Here is a 17,338-nt window from a genome sequence, read left to right on the forward strand (position 1 = left end):
TGTTCGCTTGACCACCTGTCATTCGCTTCTCTCTTCACGTGATCGGAGCGTTACGAGCCTCCTTGGGCCGTTACAGGCCTCCTTGCTGCCGCCAGGTAGTCAGACCCGGCTGAGGCCAGGGTCGCCAACGCCGAGAATACGAGGAGAGCAACTGCGCCTACGTAGAGTGCGTCGAGACTTCCTTCGCGAAGCCCCAAGCTCAACTCGAGCATTGAGGGGCGATATCCGGCCATGGCGTTCGTTCCGGGGCTCAGCACGGCGACGATCAGCACTGCCACATAGTAAAAAACCAAGAAGAATGCGCTGGAACTACTGATCCTGCGCGGGTTCTCCTGTTCTGTCGCGCCATGAGTCAATAATCCGATAGCAAGTTGGAATACGAAGAGGCCAACGCCGACGGCCAGATTGAAAAGACTGACATCGGTTCCATTTCCGAAGCTGCCTGGCACTATGACTAACAAGAATGGGCACAGCGGCCACATGACCCACTGGATCGTCAACAGCTTCACACGCCACGTGGGGACGTAATCTCCGTCAAGCGGTTCGGCTCGAGCGCCTGTGCTGGTTGACATTGAGGAGGCGGACAGCTGGCTGCTCGGCGTGGTGTTGTGGACATTTACGCTGGGGACTACTTCCCCACCCTGCGGTGCATCGTCGGGCTGATCAGCACGCTCAGCATCCCGGTTACACGCGCCACCATCTTCTATTAGTTCGTCTTCTATTAGTTCGTCCATGGTGACCCTCTTCTATGGTCCATACCGAAAGGCGGCTGATCCGATTGGGTGGTGTCGACGGCGGAGCGACTGTCGCGTCCGTTTCGGTATGCGCCTGTTACATTGGGATCTGGCGCGGGCGGCGGAGCAAATCGCTTAGCCCACCGATAATCACGTATTGCCGAGCAGAGCGCAGCAAAAAGAAGGATTGGCACAGCAAGTGCCACCACACCGGTGATCCTGCTAAGAGCACGTGCCTCAAGCCCCAGGGCGGATTCGAGAATTGATGGATGGACTCCGTGCCCGGTATCCGAGGATAAACTAGCCCCTGCCACGATCAGAGCAAGGTAATAGCTGCCGAGTAGTATGGCAGTTGGCTTCATTCTCGGCGACCATTGAACCAATCGCATCGCCTTGCCTGAGAGCACGGCTATCGTAGCTTGCAGTACGAGTATGTATGGACACAGCAATAGCAAGGTACCAAAGGTCTGCACACCCGGGTCACCGCCGCCAGGCAGAACAAGCGCGAGTATTGGGCACAGTCCCCACATCAGCCATTGCACCGGCACATACGTGTCACGCCATCGAAACGGCTCCAGCGTCACATCCACTGCACTGGGCGTTTGACCATCCGAGGCAGTCCGTGCCGCACAATCGTCTTCCGGCATCTGCGGATCTCTCGTGACCTCCGGCTTTCTTTCACGGCTCAACACTGCTCACGACCTTTCACCTTATGCATAGCCGGAGAAATTGGTGCAGAGCCGGACTCCTCTGCACCCGCACAGCTAGCGGTGTCCTCCAAGGCCTGCGACGGCGAAGGCACGTCCGGTGTAGTCGGCTCATGTTCCCCACCCAGCACCGTTCGACCAACTGCGACGGGGTCCTTGCCCTGGGCCCGCTCCCGGTGGGCTGGTCGTTTGGCCGCCAGGCCATGCCGACTTGAATACGCGGCCTCACTTGCCTTATTCCGGTCAGCGAAGGCAGACAGGAAAGCGGCGAGCAAAAGGCCCATGGTGATAATGACCATGGCCCGGGCTACCCAGCCCAAGACTTCGGCGAGAGACAGCGAGACTTCGCCCCTCCTAGCAGGAGGCCGATGGGTGACGGGTAGTCTTGTGTGTCGTCGGCGTCGGGAAAGAGCAAGCCGGTAACCATGACGGCTACGTAATAGGAACACAATACCTTTGCCGTTCGCCTAAAGACCCGCCGAGGTTCGAGGGATCGGGACGCCAGCATTGTGAGCGCACAAGTTGCTGTCTGGAAGATCAACATCAGCGGCACCGCAGTGTATATTGCTACAAGCGCCATCCATCCGGGACCACCCTGCCCGCCGGGTAGAACGACCGCCATTGTCGGACACACAATGATCATGAACCACTGCAGTCCCTGTAACAGCACACGCCAAGCCGGCGGCTCCTCCGCCTCACCGACTGCACAGGCAACATCGCGAGCCAGCTGCTCCTCATCGAATTCGCTCTCCCCGCGCATCAATGCTCCCCGTCTCGCCACCAGTCCTGCGGCCCACGTTCCAGACCATCGGCGCCCCTGCCGAGGACCCAGATGCGGGATCTGCGGAATCAGCGGCGTCTGTGGACAGCTCCGTCGCGGTAGGCACCTCCCTTACAGAAGGTACGTCCGCTGTAGCAGCTGAGCCACCAACATGATCGAGACGCGACGAGGTCTGGCTGGCCGGAACGTGATCTTGCCAGGTTGATTGCGCCCATGACTCGTCATGCCGACTCCAATATGCAGCATCCCGCACCCGGCTCCAGTCCACCAACGCAGAAAAAAGAACACCCAACATTAGACATGGCGTAGCCAGCATTCCACAAAGATAAACGACTCCGGGCACTCCTTCCCAAATAAACGTTGGAAGCCGCAGTAACCGCAACAGCGAGCCGACAATCGAAAGGTACTCCTGGTAATCGTCCAAGTCGGGGGCACACAGCGCGGTAACCATAACACTGATGTAGTAGACACGCATGATGGAGGCTGTGCGGGCGAAGACGCGAGTCGGATGAAAGAACCGGGTAGCAATGCCGGTCAACACACCCGCACCGATTTGGGCGATGAGCATCCCTGGGACGAGCAGCATTAGCGTCAATGCCGCTACCCACCCACCGCGACCGGGCCCTCCAGGGAGGATAACCGCCGCGGCCGGGCAGACCAGAACCATCAGCCACTGGAATGACATGAACGACACGCGCCATTCTGGCGGATCGTCCAACTCGCCGACTGCTTCAGCTACCTCATCCGCGATCCACATCCGATCAGCGTCATCCGCTGCGCCGCGGCCCCTCATTAGAGATCTTCCCCGCGCCGACTAGAGGTTTCGTATTCTGTGTGCGACTTGCTGCTGTTCATAGTGCCCACACTACCTGATAGCGAAGTCAGATAACAGGCCGTCGCAGAATATCAGACGCAGACTGCTGCAATCGGGACCTCCTACACAGTGCCGTTGAGAAGCGGACAGCTAACGTGGTACCGCAAAGGCACCCCACCCGACGGCACTGCTATCGCAGGCTGATAGGGTTGACGATATCCGCCACGATTAGCAGCACGGTCATCGCGATAAAAGCAACGGCCACCGCGTAGCTCAAAGGCATGAGGCGCGCGGTATCCACCGGTCCGGGGTCAGGACGGCCACGCCACCGTGCAATCTGCCTGCGTATTCCCTCATATAACGCACCAGCCATATGCCCGCCGTCTAGGGGCAGCAGGGGATGAGATTGAAAATGAACAGTGTCAGGTTCAGAGAACCCAGCAGGAGCAAGAGGTCTCCGATTCGGGCCGAGACCCCGTAAAGATCCGAATCGGCGCTGGTGATCTCCCCAGCCATACCGGCAACGCCCACGATGCCGACAACACCGCTGGTTGATCGTTCATTGCCGGAAATGAGGTCTGTTGTCGTATGCCAGAGTTCTACCGGCAGGCGCAGAAGAACGCCCGCGGTGGCCTTCGATATGGTCCACACCTGCCCCGGCACTGCGCTGAGCGGCTGCGCCACCTGTGCATAGGCGGGTGATACCCCCACATAGGGCCGTAACTCGGTCACCGGATTGCCCGAACTGTCGGTCACCACATTGCCGGATGAATCGGTGACGGGGCGCTGCGTCAGCACGGGTGTCACCGTCAGCGTACGCTCCTCGCCCGCTCGCGTAACCGTGACGGAAACCGGGGCATCGCCTCCTGCGGCAATGGCGCTTTGCACATCCTCCCAATTCTCAATGTCGGCGTCTCCCCAGCGCGTGATGGTATCGCCGCTCTCCAGCCCGGCAGCGCGTGCCGGAGAGACCGGATCATCGGACGTGCACTCCTGTGCGGTGGTAATGCACTGCGACACATAGGAAACCTGGTTGGTTGGTGTCGGCGAACCGATACCGCACATAACGATGGTGAAGCAGAGTCCCGCGAGCAGCAGGTTCACGAAAGGCCCGGAGAACATGACGACGAGCTTGCGCGGAGCCGACAGGCGCCAAAAGGCCTGATCCTCCTCTCCCGGGCCGATTTCCTCGGCCGAGGCAAGCCGCGCCTCCTCGGTTAAAGTGACTTGCCCACGCCGTCCAACACGTTTACGGCTTTCCTTTCCGGGTGCCAGCATCCCGGATAAACGCACATATCCGCCCAGTGGGATCGCCTTGAGACCATACTCAGTACCCCGAATTGTGGTGGACCAGAGAGTGGGGCCAAAGCCAATGAAATACTGGGATACCTTGACTCCGAACTTCTTCGCGGGAACGAGATGCCCTAATTCGTGCAGGCCGACGGATACAAGCAGCCCGAGGACGAGGAAGAGGATTCCCGGGATTGAGCGCACGTTGTCCTAGATCCTTTCTCGCTAGCGGAGGGCTATGAGTTCGCGAGCACGGGCACGTGCCCAGTCTTCGGCTGCATGAACCGCCTCCATGTCGAGAATGCCAGATGGCCCTGAAAATTCGCCGAGTACTTCGACAACCGTGTCAACTATGCCAAGGTACGGTAAACGCTCCTGCAGAAAAGCCGCCACGCATTCTTCGTTCGCTGCGTTCATCACTGCCGGATGCAGGGGCGAGGCAGCCACGGCGTCGCGCGCCACCTGCACAGCCGGGAATGTCTCCAGATCCAGGGGTTCAAAGGTCCACTGCACCGGCGAGTTCCACCGGTTCGGAGTGCTCACGCGGTCCAGCCGCTCGGGCCAGGACAGCCCCAGGGCGATCGGAAGGCGCATATCCGGCGGAGAAGCCTGCGCGATGGTTGCCCCGTCGTGGAACTCGACCATGGAATGAATAACCGACTGCGGATGTACTACGGGAACGATGTCCTCGGCAGGCATGTCGAAAAGATAGGCGGCCTCAATCAGCTCTAAACCCTTGTTCATCAGTGTTGACGAGTTGATTGTGACAACCGGCCCCATATCCCAGGTGGGATGCGCTAAAGCACGAGCAGGAGTCACGTCTGCCAGCTGTGAACGGCGCATCCCCGGAAAGGACCACCCGAAGCGGTGAGAATAATCCGCCTCACGTCGCTCTTTCCATCCAGGGATGGCGAGGTGAGACCACGGTGATGAAGGCCCGAACGCAGCGCTTGCGCTATGGCAGAATGCTCCGAATCTACCGGAACGATCTGCCCCGGGCGCGTCATTGCCGCGCGTACCAACGCGCCACCGGCCACAATGGATTCTTTATTGGCCAGTGCCAGGGTGGCGCCGCTGGATAACGCCGCCAGCGTTGGTGCCAGGCCCACCGACCCGGTGATACCGTTCAGGACGACGACGCTGTCCACGCCTTCTGACTGCGCGGCCTCACCCCACGACGTCGCCAGATTCTCTATTGCGTCCGCACCGGCAAGGATCTCCGGGAAACCGCCTGCGGTGCGTCCTTCCGAAGCCCAACGCCTCTGCACAATGGTCCGTAGTTCAGTCGCGGTTGCAGGATTCGCAACCCCAATACACGGCACATTGAAGGTGATGGCCTGCTCGGCCAACAGCTCCAGGTTTCCTCCGCCCGCCCCAAGGCAAGAACACGGTAAAGATCACGCCGCGTAGCGATGACATCGAGCGCCTGCGTTCCAATTGAACCCGTGGAGCCGAGAATCACCACTCCCCGGCGTTTGATATTCGCCGATCGATCCGCATCGCTTGACTGGATCGAAGCTGGCGCCTCAGTCACATCTTGTTCCCGGATCGGGTCCGGCAGTTCAAATGTATCCACGCCGTCTCACTCAACCGCAAGCAGCACGGACAGGGCACGGTCGAAATACACGTCGACGACGCCTTCGTCATAAGCCTTTGCGTTCTTCGCGGCGGGGAACACAACCTCTCGTATGTCGGAGGAGGTCAAGGTCCGTTTGCCGTCGAAGTACTCGGCTAAGTGGTCGACCATTCTATCCACGGCGTCTTTGGAGTATCCCCAGCCGTCGGCGTTGGCGAAGCGTTCACCGCGCGGGCGCAGCAGGCGCGGGTACAGGCTCTTCGCGTTCTCGTATGTTTCGTTGAGCCAGGCGTTTTCACCCTGCCGGGCCACCACTTCGGCCCGGCGCCGCTGGATGAAGGCCGCTTCTAGCCGGTCCAACGCCGCGTCCACGGCAGAAGGACTATAACCATTGCGAGCTCGGCCAAAACCGGCGTTGCGCACATCCGCTTCGCCAAACCTACTGGCTCCCACGCCGTTATAAGCCTCCTTCGCCCTGGCGAGAAAATCGTCGACCTCGTCCGGATCGTAGCCAGTGGCGAAGAAGCCCACCCGCTCGAAGGTGTCCTTACTCATTGCCCGTCCTCCCTGGGTGCCCCGCTGCCGTCGGCGGAGCCGGAGCGCAAGGCCTCGGCAGCTGCGGCAGCTTTCTTTGCCCGTGTGGATACACCACTGACCTCCGCGACAAGCTGGCCGCATGCACCATCGATATCGCTTCCGCGCGTATCACGGATCGTCGTGGGAATACCCGCACTTACCAGGGTATCAACGAATGCCTGTTGTGCCTGCGGTGTGCTGGCCGTCCAGATCGAACCGGGCGTTGGATTCAAAGGGATGGGGTTGACGTGAACCCAGCCACGCCCGCGAGCGTTGAGTTCGTCGGCGAGGAGTTGCGCCCTCCACACGTGGTCGTTCATATCCCGGATCAGAGCGTATTCGATGGAGACGCGGCGTCCTGTTTTCACGAAGTAGGCGCGTGCTGCGTCTAACAGTTCGCCCACCTTGAAACGAGAGTTAATGGGAATAAGCGGGTCTCGCAGGGTATCGTCCGGGGCGTGCAGGGATACCGCGAGTGTCACCGGGAAGCCTTCGTCGGCGAGTTTTGCGATAAGCGGAACCATGCCCACCGTCGACACGGTGACATTACGGGCTGACAGGCCGAAGCCCGCCGGTACAGGTTCGATGATGCGGTGCAAGGCGGCCCGTACCTGTTTCCAGTTGGATAGAGGTTCGCCCATCCCCATGAACACCACGTTGGTCACCCGCGCGGGCTCTCCGGCAAGTTCGCCGGAAGCCGCCGCCACCATCCCCAGGCGTACCTGCTCCACGATTTCGGCCGCCGAGAGATTACGGGTGAGGCCTCCCTGGCCCGTGGCACAGAAGGGGCATGCCATGCCGCACCCGGCCTGCGAGGAAATACATAGGGTCACTCGGTTCGGGTAGCGCATAAGCACGGTTTCCACCATGCCGCCGTCGAAAAGCCTCCATGCGCTCTTGATCGTTCGCCCGCCGTCGGCCTGCAAATCCTGCACTTTTGTCAGCAGCTGCGGAAAAACAGTGGCGACGACGTCGTCGCGGATACCGGCGGGAAGATCGCTCATGGCTTCGGGAGCAACCACATGCCGTTCAAAATAGTGCCGTGAGAGCTGGTCGGCCCGAAAGACGGGCAAACCCAGTTCCCGCATCCACTCCTTGCGCTCGGCCACGTCCAGATCGGCCCAATGCCGTGGTGGTTTTCCCTTGCGTTCCGGCACGAAGGACAATAGCGGGCGCGGGCCTGACTCCACGGCGGGCATAACTTGCCTGGTAGGCTTACCTGCCGCCACTGCCGAGGTCGAGTTACGGATGGCTCGCACCGGTACCCCGTCACGGGTGCCACCTGCCCGCGCCACACGGCGAGCAACATCCTCCGGGCCTGCATCGCGCGAGACACCTGCTCCGGTCAAGTCATGCGGGGCATCCGGCGCCGCATGCTTACGCGGCGCCGCTCCTGCGCCCGAGTGCCGATTTGGCGCATCGGGTCGCTGAGTCACGCCAGAATGTGCATGGGATGAATCATTCATGATTCTGCTATTCTTCCATGATGCCGCCGCGTGCACGATATCCGATGGGTGCGAGCGTGCTCACCTTGCCGCAAATCGCTTTGCCGTTGATCGCCGTGGCGCAGCTCGCCGTGCCGCCGATTGCCAATCGTGCACCTCTCCCGCTGGCGACTATCCCAGTGCCAAACCAGAACTCATAACGATGTAGCAGAAGGGCGCCCACATCAAGATGGAGTCGATGCGGTCAAGCATGCCACCGTGCCCGGGGAAGATCGACCCCATGTCCTTCACACCCAAGTCACGCTTCAGAAGCGATTCCGATAGGTCGCCCACCGTCGAGCACACGACGGCCAAAGCGGCAAGCAACACCGCCAAATACCAGGGGCGATGTAGGCCGAGTGTGACCAGTAGTACGGCGATCACGAGGGCAAGTGCAAGTGAGCCGACGAAGCCCTCCCAAGATTTCTTTGGGGAGATGGAGGGACTCATCGGGTGCTTACCCCACAGCACGCCGGCCGCCCATCCGCCGGTGTCGTTGGCAACCGGCATGAGGATGAGCAATGCCACCATCCAGCCCGGCTGCGGCAGGTCGGCAAGTGCGACCGCGAAACACCCCAGCAGGGAGATCCATCCGAGTGTGAAGATTGAGGCCATGGCGTCGGCGGGCGTGCCACGGGCGCCGTCGAGAACACGCCAGACGAATACCGTTGCCGCAGCCAGCAAGAACGTGAGGAATCCCCCGGCCAGTCCGGATAGCCATGTGGCGACCACCATGGCCAGGGTTCCAACCCACATCGGGATAAGCGGAATGCGCAGCCCGCGATTCAGGAAGGCCCCTGCCGCCTCCCACAGGCCGATACACAGGGCCACGGCGACTAGCGCAACGAATATCTCAATGCGCACCAACACCGAGGCGGCAACCAGCGCGAGCAGCGCCAATGCCGTGGGTATTGCCGCCTTGAGATTGCGTCCTGCTTTCGACGTGGACTGCTCAGGCGGCGCGGGCGGATGCGGGGCCAGGCGCGCTAGCACACCCGGCCGAGATGACTTATGCACTCCCGGTCGCTTCCGTCAGACCTCGAGGAGTTCCTTTTCCTTGGTCTCCAGTATCTTGTCGACCTGATCAACAAAGCGCTTGGTCAGAGTTTCCAGTTCGGACTCGGCCCGCTTGACCTCATCTTCACCGGCCTCGCCGTCCTTCTTGATCTTGTCGAGGGATTCCTTGGCCTTACGACGTATCGCTCGTACCGAGACCCGGGCCTCCTCCGCCTTGGAGCGAGCCAGTTTGACATAGTCCTTGCGGCGCTCTTCGGTAAGCGGCGGCATGGAAATGCGCAGGACTGCGCCGTCGTCGGTGGGGTTGACTCCGAGGTCGGAATCGCGGATCGCCTTCTCGATGGCGGTCATGGCGGTGCGATCATACGGGGAGATTACAACGGTGCGCGCCTCGGGAATCGCGATTGAGGCCAGCTGTTGCAGCGGTGTGGGGGCACCGTAGTACTCCACCTGAATGGAGTTGAACATCCCGGCGTTGGCACGCCCGGAACGGATATGCCCGAATTCATCTCGGGCTACCTCGATGGCCTTCTCCATTTTCTCTTCGGCCTCGAGCAGTATCTCGTCGATCATGTCACTCTCCTGTTTCGTGCTTGTCTGCTGTGACAAGCGTACCGATCTTCTCACCTCGTAGCGCCCAGGTTACATTGCCGGGGTTCCCATGCCGAATACGCGCATGGCGAGGTTATTGTCCTGACACAGGGAGAATGCTGCCGCATCAACAACACGCAGCCCCTGTGCAAGTGCATCTTGGTAGGTCAGCCGGTCCAGTTTGACCGCGTCCGGATTGGTCTTCGGATCTGCGGTGTACACGCCGTCCACGCCATTCTTGCCTACCAATAGTTCGTCGCAGCGCAGTTCCAGGGCCCGCTGGGCGGCAACGGTGTCGGTGGAAAAGTACGGCATGCCTGCTCCGGCTCCGAAAACGACAACGCGGCCCTTCTCCAGGTGGCGGATTGCCCGCAGCGGAATGTACGGCTCGGCGATTTGCGTCATCTGAATTGCGGTCTGTACACGGCAGGGGGTTCCGGCCTGCTCCACGAAGTCTTGTAGTGCGATCGCATTCATGACCGTTCCGAGCATTCCCATGTAGTCCGCCCGGGCCCGGTCCATTCCGCGCTGTTGCAGTTCGGCACCGCGGAAGAAGTTTCCACCGCCGACGACGATCGCCACCTGCACGCCGTCCGCCACTGCGGAGGAGATCTCCGATGCAACCCGCGTGAGCACATCGGCATCAAGGCCGACCGCTCCCCCGCCGAACATTTCGCCGGACAGCTTGAGAAGGACGCGGCGCGTGCTGTCGCGATTGTGGTCTCCGATTAAATGGGGCGTTGCAGCGCTGTGTGCGTTCCGAAAACCGGTGCCATCACCGAGTGCAGAGGCCACTGCGATTCCTTTCTGTGAACTCCTCCGTTGAATTCCGGGCGGCGATCTCGCACGCGGCCGCAAGAAATGCCGATGCGGAGAGAACCATCGCCAGCCGGAAGCCATCTGGTCCATGTCCAAGAGTAGCAGTGTGGCGGCACAGTGGCAGCGTCAAGGCACTACGCCACATGGCGGGGCGGCGCGTGGCGGGCGGCACGCCAAGAATCTCCGCAAACACATCGATAGAAGGGGTACTCCGCCGCGAGGAGAGTCAGCGCGGCTACGCGGTGCAGCGTGGCGAAGTGGATCCGCGTGCAGAGCCAACGAGCAGCGTCACACGCGCCGGTCTTCACCAACGGGACATGCCGCCGCACGAAGAGCCAACACATCTACGGTTAGCGGCTCGTCCTCGCGCGAGAACAGGGGGCTTGGAAATTGGGGAGTTCTCCCCTGGCACCGACTTTTCCGCGGATATTCGCAGAAAAGTGCTCTGTGGCTGTAGTTTCGCGCCCTTTTCTTGTCGGAACCGGCTTTGACCATGGCACTACCAGCACGGAAGACCGGCTTCCGTGCCCGAATTGAAGGGAAAGATTATGAGCTTCAACCAGAACAACGGGGCGCAGAGCCATGACGGCTCGCTGCCGCGCCCCGGCTCTGCCTGGTCGGGATCCTATCCTGCCGCCACCCCACAGGGTGGTACGGCAGGCGCAGCGTACGACGCTGCTGCGGCAGGTGACGGAGCCTCGTCTCCTTATGGAGGTCCTCCTCCGGCGGGTGATGGAACCGCGTTGCCGAAGAAGCGCCGCTGGTACCGCTCCGGAAAGGTATGGGCAATTATCCTGGCTGCCGTCGTCGTGATCGGGGTCATCGGAAGCAGAGGGGACAGCGAAACCGCCACGCATTCTTCAACCACTCGGGCCACTTCAGCGAGCACCTCCGATGGCGGGCGCACGACTGCTGAGGAGTCACAGGAGGCGACTCCGTCGGAAGAAGCGACGGGCGAACCTGAGGCCCCTGCAGAAAGCGAGGCTCCGTCCTACGAGTCCATGCACTTTGAAGGGACGGGTGCCGACGTAATCACGGTAGATGGCCTGGACAACAGCATTCTCTGGGTGGCGCAGGCCACGCACAGCGGTTACTCCAATTTCGCGGTGTGGCCGGTGGACGCGTCGGGGCAGGACATCGACCTGTTGGTGAACGAGATCGGAAGCTACTCCGGTTCGCGCCTCCTCAATGCCGAGGGCGATCCGGCGGCCATCCGCATTGAGGCCGACGGCACGTGGAGCATTGACGTCATCCCCTACACCGATGCACCCGCCTGGGATATGGCGCAGCCGTACACCGGCCACGGTGACACGGTTGTACGGATCACCGGCGATACGGACTCGCTGACAACGGTCCATCTGACCCATGCGGGTCAGTCCAACTTCATCGTCATCGCCTACGACGACGGCGACTGGTTCTTCCCGCTGAATCTGATGGTCAATGAGATTGGCAGCTACGACGGCCGCACCGTACTGCCGAACGGGACGACGGTACTCGATATCATGGCCGACGGCGACTGGAGCATCACCGCTGAGTGAGCGCTAGCGCAAACTGGTTTTGAGGTCGGGGCTGGGCGGAATGCCTGGCCCCGGCCTATATTCAATGCGGTGGTAGCGGACGCTTTTTAGTCGCCAAGGTGGTAGTGCCCGGCTCTACAGTCGCTGAGTCTCGTTCGCATCCTTCGGCGCGGTCCCCTGACCTTGTTCGTCCGCACCGTGTTGTCTTTGTAGGCATCGCGTGTCGCCTTTGCAGATAATGAATTCCCGGACAGAATCTACGGTCTGCTTCTTGGCTCGGTTGGTGGAGTGATCTTCCTCAGATCCCTCAGTGGACGGAGACTTGGCTTCCGTGCTTTTGTAGCTCTCCGCTAGTTGGTCAAGAGACTGCTCAATTCGACGTTGAATTTCCCTGACCTTAAACTCCTCCTCCCTACGAATTCGCATGAAGATGTAATCCGTGGCAGAAGAGTTTCCCTTGCGGCGTCCGATTAGCCATCCGATCAGCCACAGGAGAAAATGCGACACTGCCAGCGCGCCGAGCCCTACCAGAATTTGTAGCCAGTGCCATCCGCTAGGCGCGCGGAATAACACGACCGGTGCCAAAACTCCAGCTGTTGCTAGTCCGAATAACCCGAGCATTATCCGCTCTTCAAACGTTTCTGGACTGGCGATGGACCTCAGGTCTCTATTCACACGCATGCACAGCCATTTGGCGCATGTCCAGCGCCAGAGCCCTGTAACCGCAATCGCAGAACAACCGAACCAGAACCATAACCAACCTGACCCACCGCTTGCATTTCCACCATTCAGAGGGGTAATTCCGCCCAGTATGCGTGCGACGATCACCGCCAACAATACGACGATCACCGCCAACAAAATGCAGCAAGCGCACCCTCGCTTCTGATCGGAACTGGTGCGGGCTGACGCGATCTCTTTGGCATTCGGGGACTGCCGGATCGGGCATGTGTCTAACGCCACTTTCACCAGCGACCACTCTGCGAAGACAGTTCCACTGAAGTAGGCAGCTCGATTGAGCATGGCACGCCCATCGATGAAATTGAAAAGTGAGACCACCGATGCAGCCACAACGTAGGCAAACAGGCCCGCAATCCACCCATCTGCCCGCTTATCCTGCAACGACACAAGGCAACACGGCACTAAAAGAAATACAACCGAAATAAGCCAGATCCAGAACACGAATTGGACATTTTGATTTGCAACCAACACCTCGTCACGCCTCGTAGGCATCTCCCTCGCAGGGGTCTCCCACTCGCCTCCGCCAGGATCGCTAATCGTCCAGTCTCCCGTTCGCACCCCTGCGTCGTCACATTTGTACCTAACGGGCATGTGATTCACGAGCCTCTCTATCGCGGCACGGAACTGCTCAATGCGCGCATATGGCTCCCTGCCCCGAACACGTAGAACCGCTGTAATCAACGTCATGGCGGTAAGACTCGATCCTACGTATGCAAGCAAGGCGGATGTTGGAACATACGCCCACAACTTTACCCAACTGATGAATTCGCAGAGAACCTGAGAATCACTCCTGCCGGAGTGGTTCCAGAGCGCGAGAATACCGAACCATAGCGCAACACCAAAAATCAAAGTAGCAAGATTATCCATTAGCTCATCTCTCAGCCGCCACGAACTCGAGTTCAGGAAGCTATTCTCGGCGAGAGGCTTCGTTCCCTTCCAGTCATATGACGGCGGGACTCCATCACGTGAATCGTAGATTTTGTCGATAGTCGTGGCGCCATCCCCGCTCCCTTGCTTTCGAGTCCGCAATACGTTAATAAGCCCTTCCGCCAGTTCCCGTGTTGTAACCTCAATCGGCCCCTTTGTATCGTCAGCAGGTTCTTCGCCGTCTGCCGTGAAGGACATCGCTGCTCTTCCCTTCGATTGTCAACGGTGACGTGGCACTGCGCTGCGCCGTGCCGGAAGTGTTGATCAAGGCCCAGTATGGCAGAGGACATCTTAAAAGCCAAGTCACTTTAACAGATCTGCACCATGTGCCACGGCAACCGCCTACTGCGCAGTCTACGACGCCAGATCCTTTCCGCGTCTTATGCAGCCCCGTGGTACCTGCTTACTCCACCCACACCCCGGAGCTTCCGCGCCGGTGGGAGCCGACCAGATGGGTGTCCACAATTCCCGCCGCTTCCATGAGCGCGAACGCCGTCGTCGGGCCAACGAATGAGAAGCCGGCACGTTTCAATGCGCGTGCCATGGCAACCGATTCCGGGGACGTGGTCGGCACCTCGGCCATGGTGCACGGCCGCGGCGTCGCCTCCGGCTTGAAGGACCACAGGAACTCAACCAGTCCGCCCTCTTCGCGGAGCCGAATCGTCGCCTGTGCATTGTTGATCGTCGCTTCGATTTTGCGGCGATTACGAACGATTGACGGGTCTGCCAGCAGCCGGGCGACGTCGTCGTCGGTAAACCCGGCAACTACGTCCGGTTCAAAATTCGCGAAGGCGCGGCGGAAATCCTCGCGTTTGCGCAGAATCGTCACCCAGGACAGCCCGGACTGGAAGACCTCCAAGCTGAGACGTTCAAAAAGCCCGCGCTCGCTGCGCACCGGCATTCCCCACTCGGTGTCGTAATACTCGCGCAGCAACGGGTCCGACGCAGCCCACACCGGGCGGGCCAGGCCATCCTCACCGATGACTAGGTCACTTACATCGCTCATCAGAACTCCCGCTTCGTTCATTTGGCCCTGTCCCGCTAACGTACCATGCGGCTTATCCGTTCCCGCCCACACACCACCTACGCATCCCTCTGCGTGGCCCTGTTCCCGGGAAAGCCGCCGAACGTGTCAAGATAGACCCATGCGAGGGATCATGACTGTTACCGGGTTGGACCACACAGGGATTATTGCCGCCGTCTCCACGGCGTTGGCGGAGCAGAATGCCAACATCACCAATGTGTCGCAGACGCTCATGGGCGACTACTTCACCATGATCCTGCAGGTCGACTTCGACGAAACGCAGACCCCGCTGGCGCAGCTACAGGAACTCATGGCTCAGGTTGGTGAGGCGCAGGGGCTGGAAATCCGCATCCAGTCCGAAGCCATCTTCAACGCCATGCATCGGCTCTGAGCACGGAGACACCATGGCAATGGACACCGCAGAGAACATTCTCGAAACCATCCACATGATCCGCGAGGATCGCCTCGATATCCGAACCGTCACCATGGGCATCTCTCTGCTCGACTGTGCCGACGCCGACGGCGAGCGCGCCCGCGAACGCTGCCGGGAACGTATCGTCACCCGCGCCGCCTACCTGGTATCAACCTGCGAGGAAATCGAGGCCGAACTCGGCATCCCTATTATTAACAAGCGCATCTCCGTCACCCCCATCGCACTGGTGGCCGCCGCCTCGCGCGAACGTGATCTCACGCCCTGGGCCGCAATGCTCGACGACGCGGCCAAAACCGCCGGTGTCGATTTCATCGGCGGTTTTTCAGCGCTGGTGGAAAAGGGCAGCACCACCGGCGACGAGGCATTGATGGAGTCCATTCCGCAGGCCCTTTCCACCACGGATATCGTCTGCGCCTCGGTGAATATCGGCTCCTCCCGCGTCGGCATCAACATGGACGCGGTCGCTCGGATGGGCGCGGCCATCAAAGAAAGCGCGCAGGCCACGCCGAACGGCCTGGGGGCCGCCAAGTTGGTAGTCTTCGCCAACTCGGTTGGCGATAATCCGTTCATGGCCGGGGCTTTCCACGGCATTGAGATGCCCGACTGCGTCGTGTCGGTCGGCGTGTCTGGGCCGGGCGTGATCAAGCGTGCCATCGATGAAGCCGCCGGGCTACCTTTCGACGCCCTGGCCGAAACGGTGAAAAAGGCCGCCTTCAAGGTGACCCGTATGGGTGAATTGGTCGGCACGATGGCCGCCGAACGGCTGGGCGTGCGCTTCGGGATCGTGGACCTTTCGCTTGCGCCCACTGCGGAGGTCGGCGATTCGGTAGCCCGCGCGTTGGAAGCAATGGGCCTGGAACGTGTGGGGGCACACGGCACCACAGCCGCGCTAGCTCTGCTCAACGACGCCGTGAAGAAGGGCGGCCTCATGGCCTGCTCGCGCGTGGGCGGCCTCTCCGGCTCCTTCATCCCGGTTTCAGAAGATGAAGGCATGATCGAAGCCGCAGCGCTGGGGGCGATCTCCCTGGAGAAGCTGGAGGCGATGACGGCAATCTGCTCGGTGGGCCTGGATATGGTCGCCATTCCGGGTGATACTCCGGCCGCGTCCATCGCGGGCATGATTGCCGACGAGGCAGCCATCGGCGTGATGAACCACAAGACCACCGCGGTGCGAATCATCCCCGCACCGGGAACGGTTGAGGGCGACGTCGTCGAGTTCGGCGGGCTGCTGGGCAAGGCACCAGTGATGGCGGTCAGCCCCTACTCCTCCGAGGCTTTTATGGCGCGCGGCGGAATCATCCCGGCCCCGTGCACGGGTTTAAGAACTAGCAGAGGTTCTTGAGTCGCATATCTGCGCCGAATGCCATAGTTTATCGTGCCCCTATGCGCGCCGCCGCTCGACTGGCTCAACTCCGCCATCTCCTGGTCGTCCACCAGCAGATACGGTACAAGTTGAGACACTTTGGGTTCTATCTCAACCCTTGGTCTTCGGACACCGGCGTCGCGCATAATGATTGAGACTTCTTATGCCACCAGCGATGATGGCCAGATGTCTAGAAGGGAATGCACGCGATAATGTCCGAGGCAGACGCAGACAACGATCACAGCGCCGCACCACGTCTCAAGTCCGACTATGCATTGTGGCTAGGCGCATCAACCTCAGATATGCTCGGGCGCTCACTCTGCAACATAGCGCTGCCGTATGTGATCGTCTCCCTCACCGGCTCCACTGGCAGCGCGGGTTTGGTCGAGACCGTCGGAATGGTCGCATACCTGGCCGTCACACTGTTCGGCGGCGTCGTTGTAGACCGGATTGACCGGCGACGAGGAATGTACGCACGCGGCCTATCTGGTGCGGTTCTATGGCTCGCTCTCGCACTGCTGCTTGTATCCGGGATGCTGAGACTCTGGCATGTCTTTGTGATCGTGGTGGCCATCCGTGTGTTGGACGGCCTGTTCGGGATGGCGGACAATGCGGCGTTACGTTCAATCGTCACTGACGACGTCGCCTTTACCCGTGCAGTCTCTATCAACCAGGCCCGGAATGCTGTGGTCAGGATAGGCGGCGGTCCACTGGGCGGTTTCCTGTACGGCATTGTTCATGCGCTACCATTCTTTGTTGCATCAGTCCTGCTTGCTCTTCTCGCCCTGCTAGCAAGACTGATTCGCGTAGATCTGCGACCCCCGCAGCCGAGCGAGCATAATCAGAGCCAAGACCCTGACCAGCCTTCCAAGCGGTCTCCGCAAGGCGATGACCACACAGCGAGCGCCGTTCGGCCAGAGAGCGGCTGACAGGTTCGCAGAGTCTTC

At 60.5% G+C, this 17,338-nt stretch carries 14 protein-coding genes and 2 pseudogenes; 4 read left to right on the forward strand and 12 right to left on the reverse strand.

The window, feature by feature from the left end; translation table 11 throughout:
- Positions 1–50: 50 nt before the first annotated feature.
- The 10 genes and pseudogenes from DDD63_RS07710 to pyrH all read right to left on the reverse strand — a co-directional run bounded on the left by DDD63_RS07710 (position 51) and on the right by pyrH (position 10,242).
- A complete protein-coding gene (locus DDD63_RS07710; RefSeq protein WP_108715883.1) occupies positions 51–734 on the reverse strand; it encodes a hypothetical protein in 684 nt (227 codons plus the stop codon).
- Positions 735–2,175: 1,441 nt separating this feature from the next.
- The gene (locus DDD63_RS07730; protein ID WP_108715887.1) at positions 2,176–2,979 is read right to left on the reverse strand and encodes a hypothetical protein; all 804 of its coding nucleotides are present in this window, start codon (positions 2,977–2,979) and stop codon (positions 2,176–2,178) included.
- Between the two features lie 247 nt (positions 2,980–3,226).
- Positions 3,227–3,409 carry a hypothetical protein gene (locus tag DDD63_RS12920; RefSeq protein WP_240611217.1) on the reverse strand — a complete coding sequence of 61 codons (183 nt, stop codon included), beginning with the start codon at positions 3,407–3,409 and terminating at the stop codon, positions 3,227–3,229.
- Positions 3,410–3,420: 11 nt separating this feature from the next.
- Positions 3,421–4,530, reverse strand: coding sequence for a site-2 protease family protein (locus tag DDD63_RS07735; protein WP_240611218.1), 1,110 nt, complete (start codon positions 4,528–4,530; stop codon positions 3,421–3,423).
- A gap of 21 nt (positions 4,531–4,551) precedes the next feature.
- Positions 4,552–5,839: pseudogene (dxr, locus tag DDD63_RS12465) on the reverse strand (1-deoxy-D-xylulose-5-phosphate reductoisomerase).
- A 69-nt stretch (positions 5,840–5,908) separates the two neighbouring features.
- A complete protein-coding gene (locus tag DDD63_RS07750; RefSeq protein WP_108715889.1) occupies positions 5,909–6,457 on the reverse strand; it encodes a DivIVA domain-containing protein in 549 nt (182 codons plus the stop codon).
- On the reverse strand, positions 6,454–7,677 hold the full coding sequence (gene rlmN, locus DDD63_RS07755) for a 23S rRNA (adenine(2503)-C(2))-methyltransferase RlmN (protein ID WP_108716693.1): 1,224 nt from the start codon (positions 7,675–7,677) through the stop codon (positions 6,454–6,456). Before rlmN ends, DDD63_RS07750 begins: the two co-directional genes overlap by 4 nt.
- A gap of 417 nt (positions 7,678–8,094) precedes the next feature.
- Positions 8,095–8,979 (reverse strand): phosphatidate cytidylyltransferase, encoded by an 885-nt coding sequence (locus DDD63_RS07760; protein ID WP_108715890.1) that lies wholly within the window; start codon positions 8,977–8,979, stop codon positions 8,095–8,097.
- A 15-nt stretch (positions 8,980–8,994) separates the two neighbouring features.
- Complete coding sequence (gene frr / locus DDD63_RS07765; protein WP_108715891.1) at positions 8,995–9,552, reverse strand: ribosome recycling factor; 558 nt, start codon at positions 9,550–9,552, stop codon at positions 8,995–8,997.
- A gap of 1 nt (position 9,553) precedes the next feature.
- Positions 9,554–10,242 (reverse strand): annotated as a pseudogene (pyrH, locus tag DDD63_RS07770) (UMP kinase).
- Between the two features lie 671 nt (positions 10,243–10,913).
- Here pyrH and DDD63_RS07775 point away from each other — a divergent pair.
- Entirely contained in the window at positions 10,914–11,927 is a 1,014-nt protein-coding gene (locus DDD63_RS07775; RefSeq protein WP_108715892.1) for a hypothetical protein, read from the forward strand.
- 114 nt (positions 11,928–12,041) lie between these two features.
- Here the strand turns inward: DDD63_RS07775 and DDD63_RS07780 are convergent, their stop codons facing one another.
- Positions 12,042–13,769, reverse strand: coding sequence for a hypothetical protein (locus DDD63_RS07780; RefSeq protein ID WP_108715893.1), 1,728 nt, complete (start codon positions 13,767–13,769; stop codon positions 12,042–12,044).
- A gap of 205 nt (positions 13,770–13,974) precedes the next feature.
- Positions 13,975–14,577: a DNA-3-methyladenine glycosylase I gene (locus DDD63_RS07785; protein ID WP_108716694.1), complete on the reverse strand. Its 603-nt coding sequence runs from the start codon at positions 14,575–14,577 to the stop codon at positions 13,975–13,977.
- Between the two features lie 139 nt (positions 14,578–14,716).
- On the opposite strand from DDD63_RS07785, the gene DDD63_RS07790 reads away from it, so the two are divergent.
- The 3 genes from DDD63_RS07790 (at position 14,717) to DDD63_RS07800 (ending at position 17,320) form a co-directional block, all read left to right on the forward strand.
- The gene (locus DDD63_RS07790; RefSeq protein ID WP_108715894.1) at positions 14,717–14,986 is read left to right on the forward strand and encodes an ACT domain-containing protein; all 270 of its coding nucleotides are present in this window, start codon (positions 14,717–14,719) and stop codon (positions 14,984–14,986) included.
- 13 nt (positions 14,987–14,999) lie between these two features.
- Entirely contained in the window at positions 15,000–16,370 is a 1,371-nt protein-coding gene (locus DDD63_RS07795) for a PFL family protein (protein ID WP_240611219.1), read from the forward strand.
- 233 nt (positions 16,371–16,603) lie between these two features.
- Positions 16,604–17,320: an MFS transporter gene (locus tag DDD63_RS07800; protein WP_164505495.1), complete on the forward strand. Its 717-nt coding sequence runs from the start codon at positions 16,604–16,606 to the stop codon at positions 17,318–17,320.
- Positions 17,321–17,338 lie beyond the last annotated feature (18 nt).

This window comes from Actinobaculum sp. 313, from assembly GCF_003073475.1.
Lineage (GTDB): Bacteria > Actinomycetota > Actinomycetes > Actinomycetales > Actinomycetaceae > Asp313.

Bases quoted from the DNA above. Each gene is read 5' to 3' on its own strand.
- DDD63_RS07710 (WP_108715883.1), bottom strand. From the start codon at position 734: ATGGACGAACTAATAGAAGACGAACTAATAGAAGATGGTGGCGCGTGT.
- DDD63_RS07730 (WP_108715887.1), bottom strand. From the start codon at position 2,979: ATGTGGATCGCGGATGAGGTAGCTGAAGCAGTCGGCGAGTTGGACGAT.
- DDD63_RS12920 (WP_240611217.1), bottom strand. From the start codon at position 3,409: ATGGCTGGTGCGTTATATGAGGGAATACGCAGGCAGATTGCACGGTGG.
- DDD63_RS07750 (WP_108715889.1), bottom strand. From the start codon at position 6,457: ATGAGTAAGGACACCTTCGAGCGGGTGGGCTTCTTCGCCACTGGCTAC.
- rlmN (WP_108716693.1), bottom strand. From the start codon at position 7,677: ATGCCCGCCGTGGAGTCAGGCCCGCGCCCGCTATTGTCCTTCGTGCCG.
- frr (WP_108715891.1), bottom strand. From the start codon at position 9,552: ATGATCGACGAGATACTGCTCGAGGCCGAAGAGAAAATGGAGAAGGCC.
- DDD63_RS07780 (WP_108715893.1), bottom strand. From the start codon at position 13,769: ATGTCCTTCACGGCAGACGGCGAAGAACCTGCTGACGATACAAAGGGG.
- DDD63_RS07785 (WP_108716694.1), bottom strand. From the start codon at position 14,577: ATGAGCGATGTAAGTGACCTAGTCATCGGTGAGGATGGCCTGGCCCGC.
- DDD63_RS07790 (WP_108715894.1), top strand. From the start codon at position 14,717: ATGCGAGGGATCATGACTGTTACCGGGTTGGACCACACAGGGATTATT.
- DDD63_RS07795 (WP_240611219.1), top strand. From the start codon at position 15,000: ATGGCAATGGACACCGCAGAGAACATTCTCGAAACCATCCACATGATC.
- DDD63_RS07800 (WP_164505495.1), top strand. From the start codon at position 16,604: ATGTCCGAGGCAGACGCAGACAACGATCACAGCGCCGCACCACGTCTC.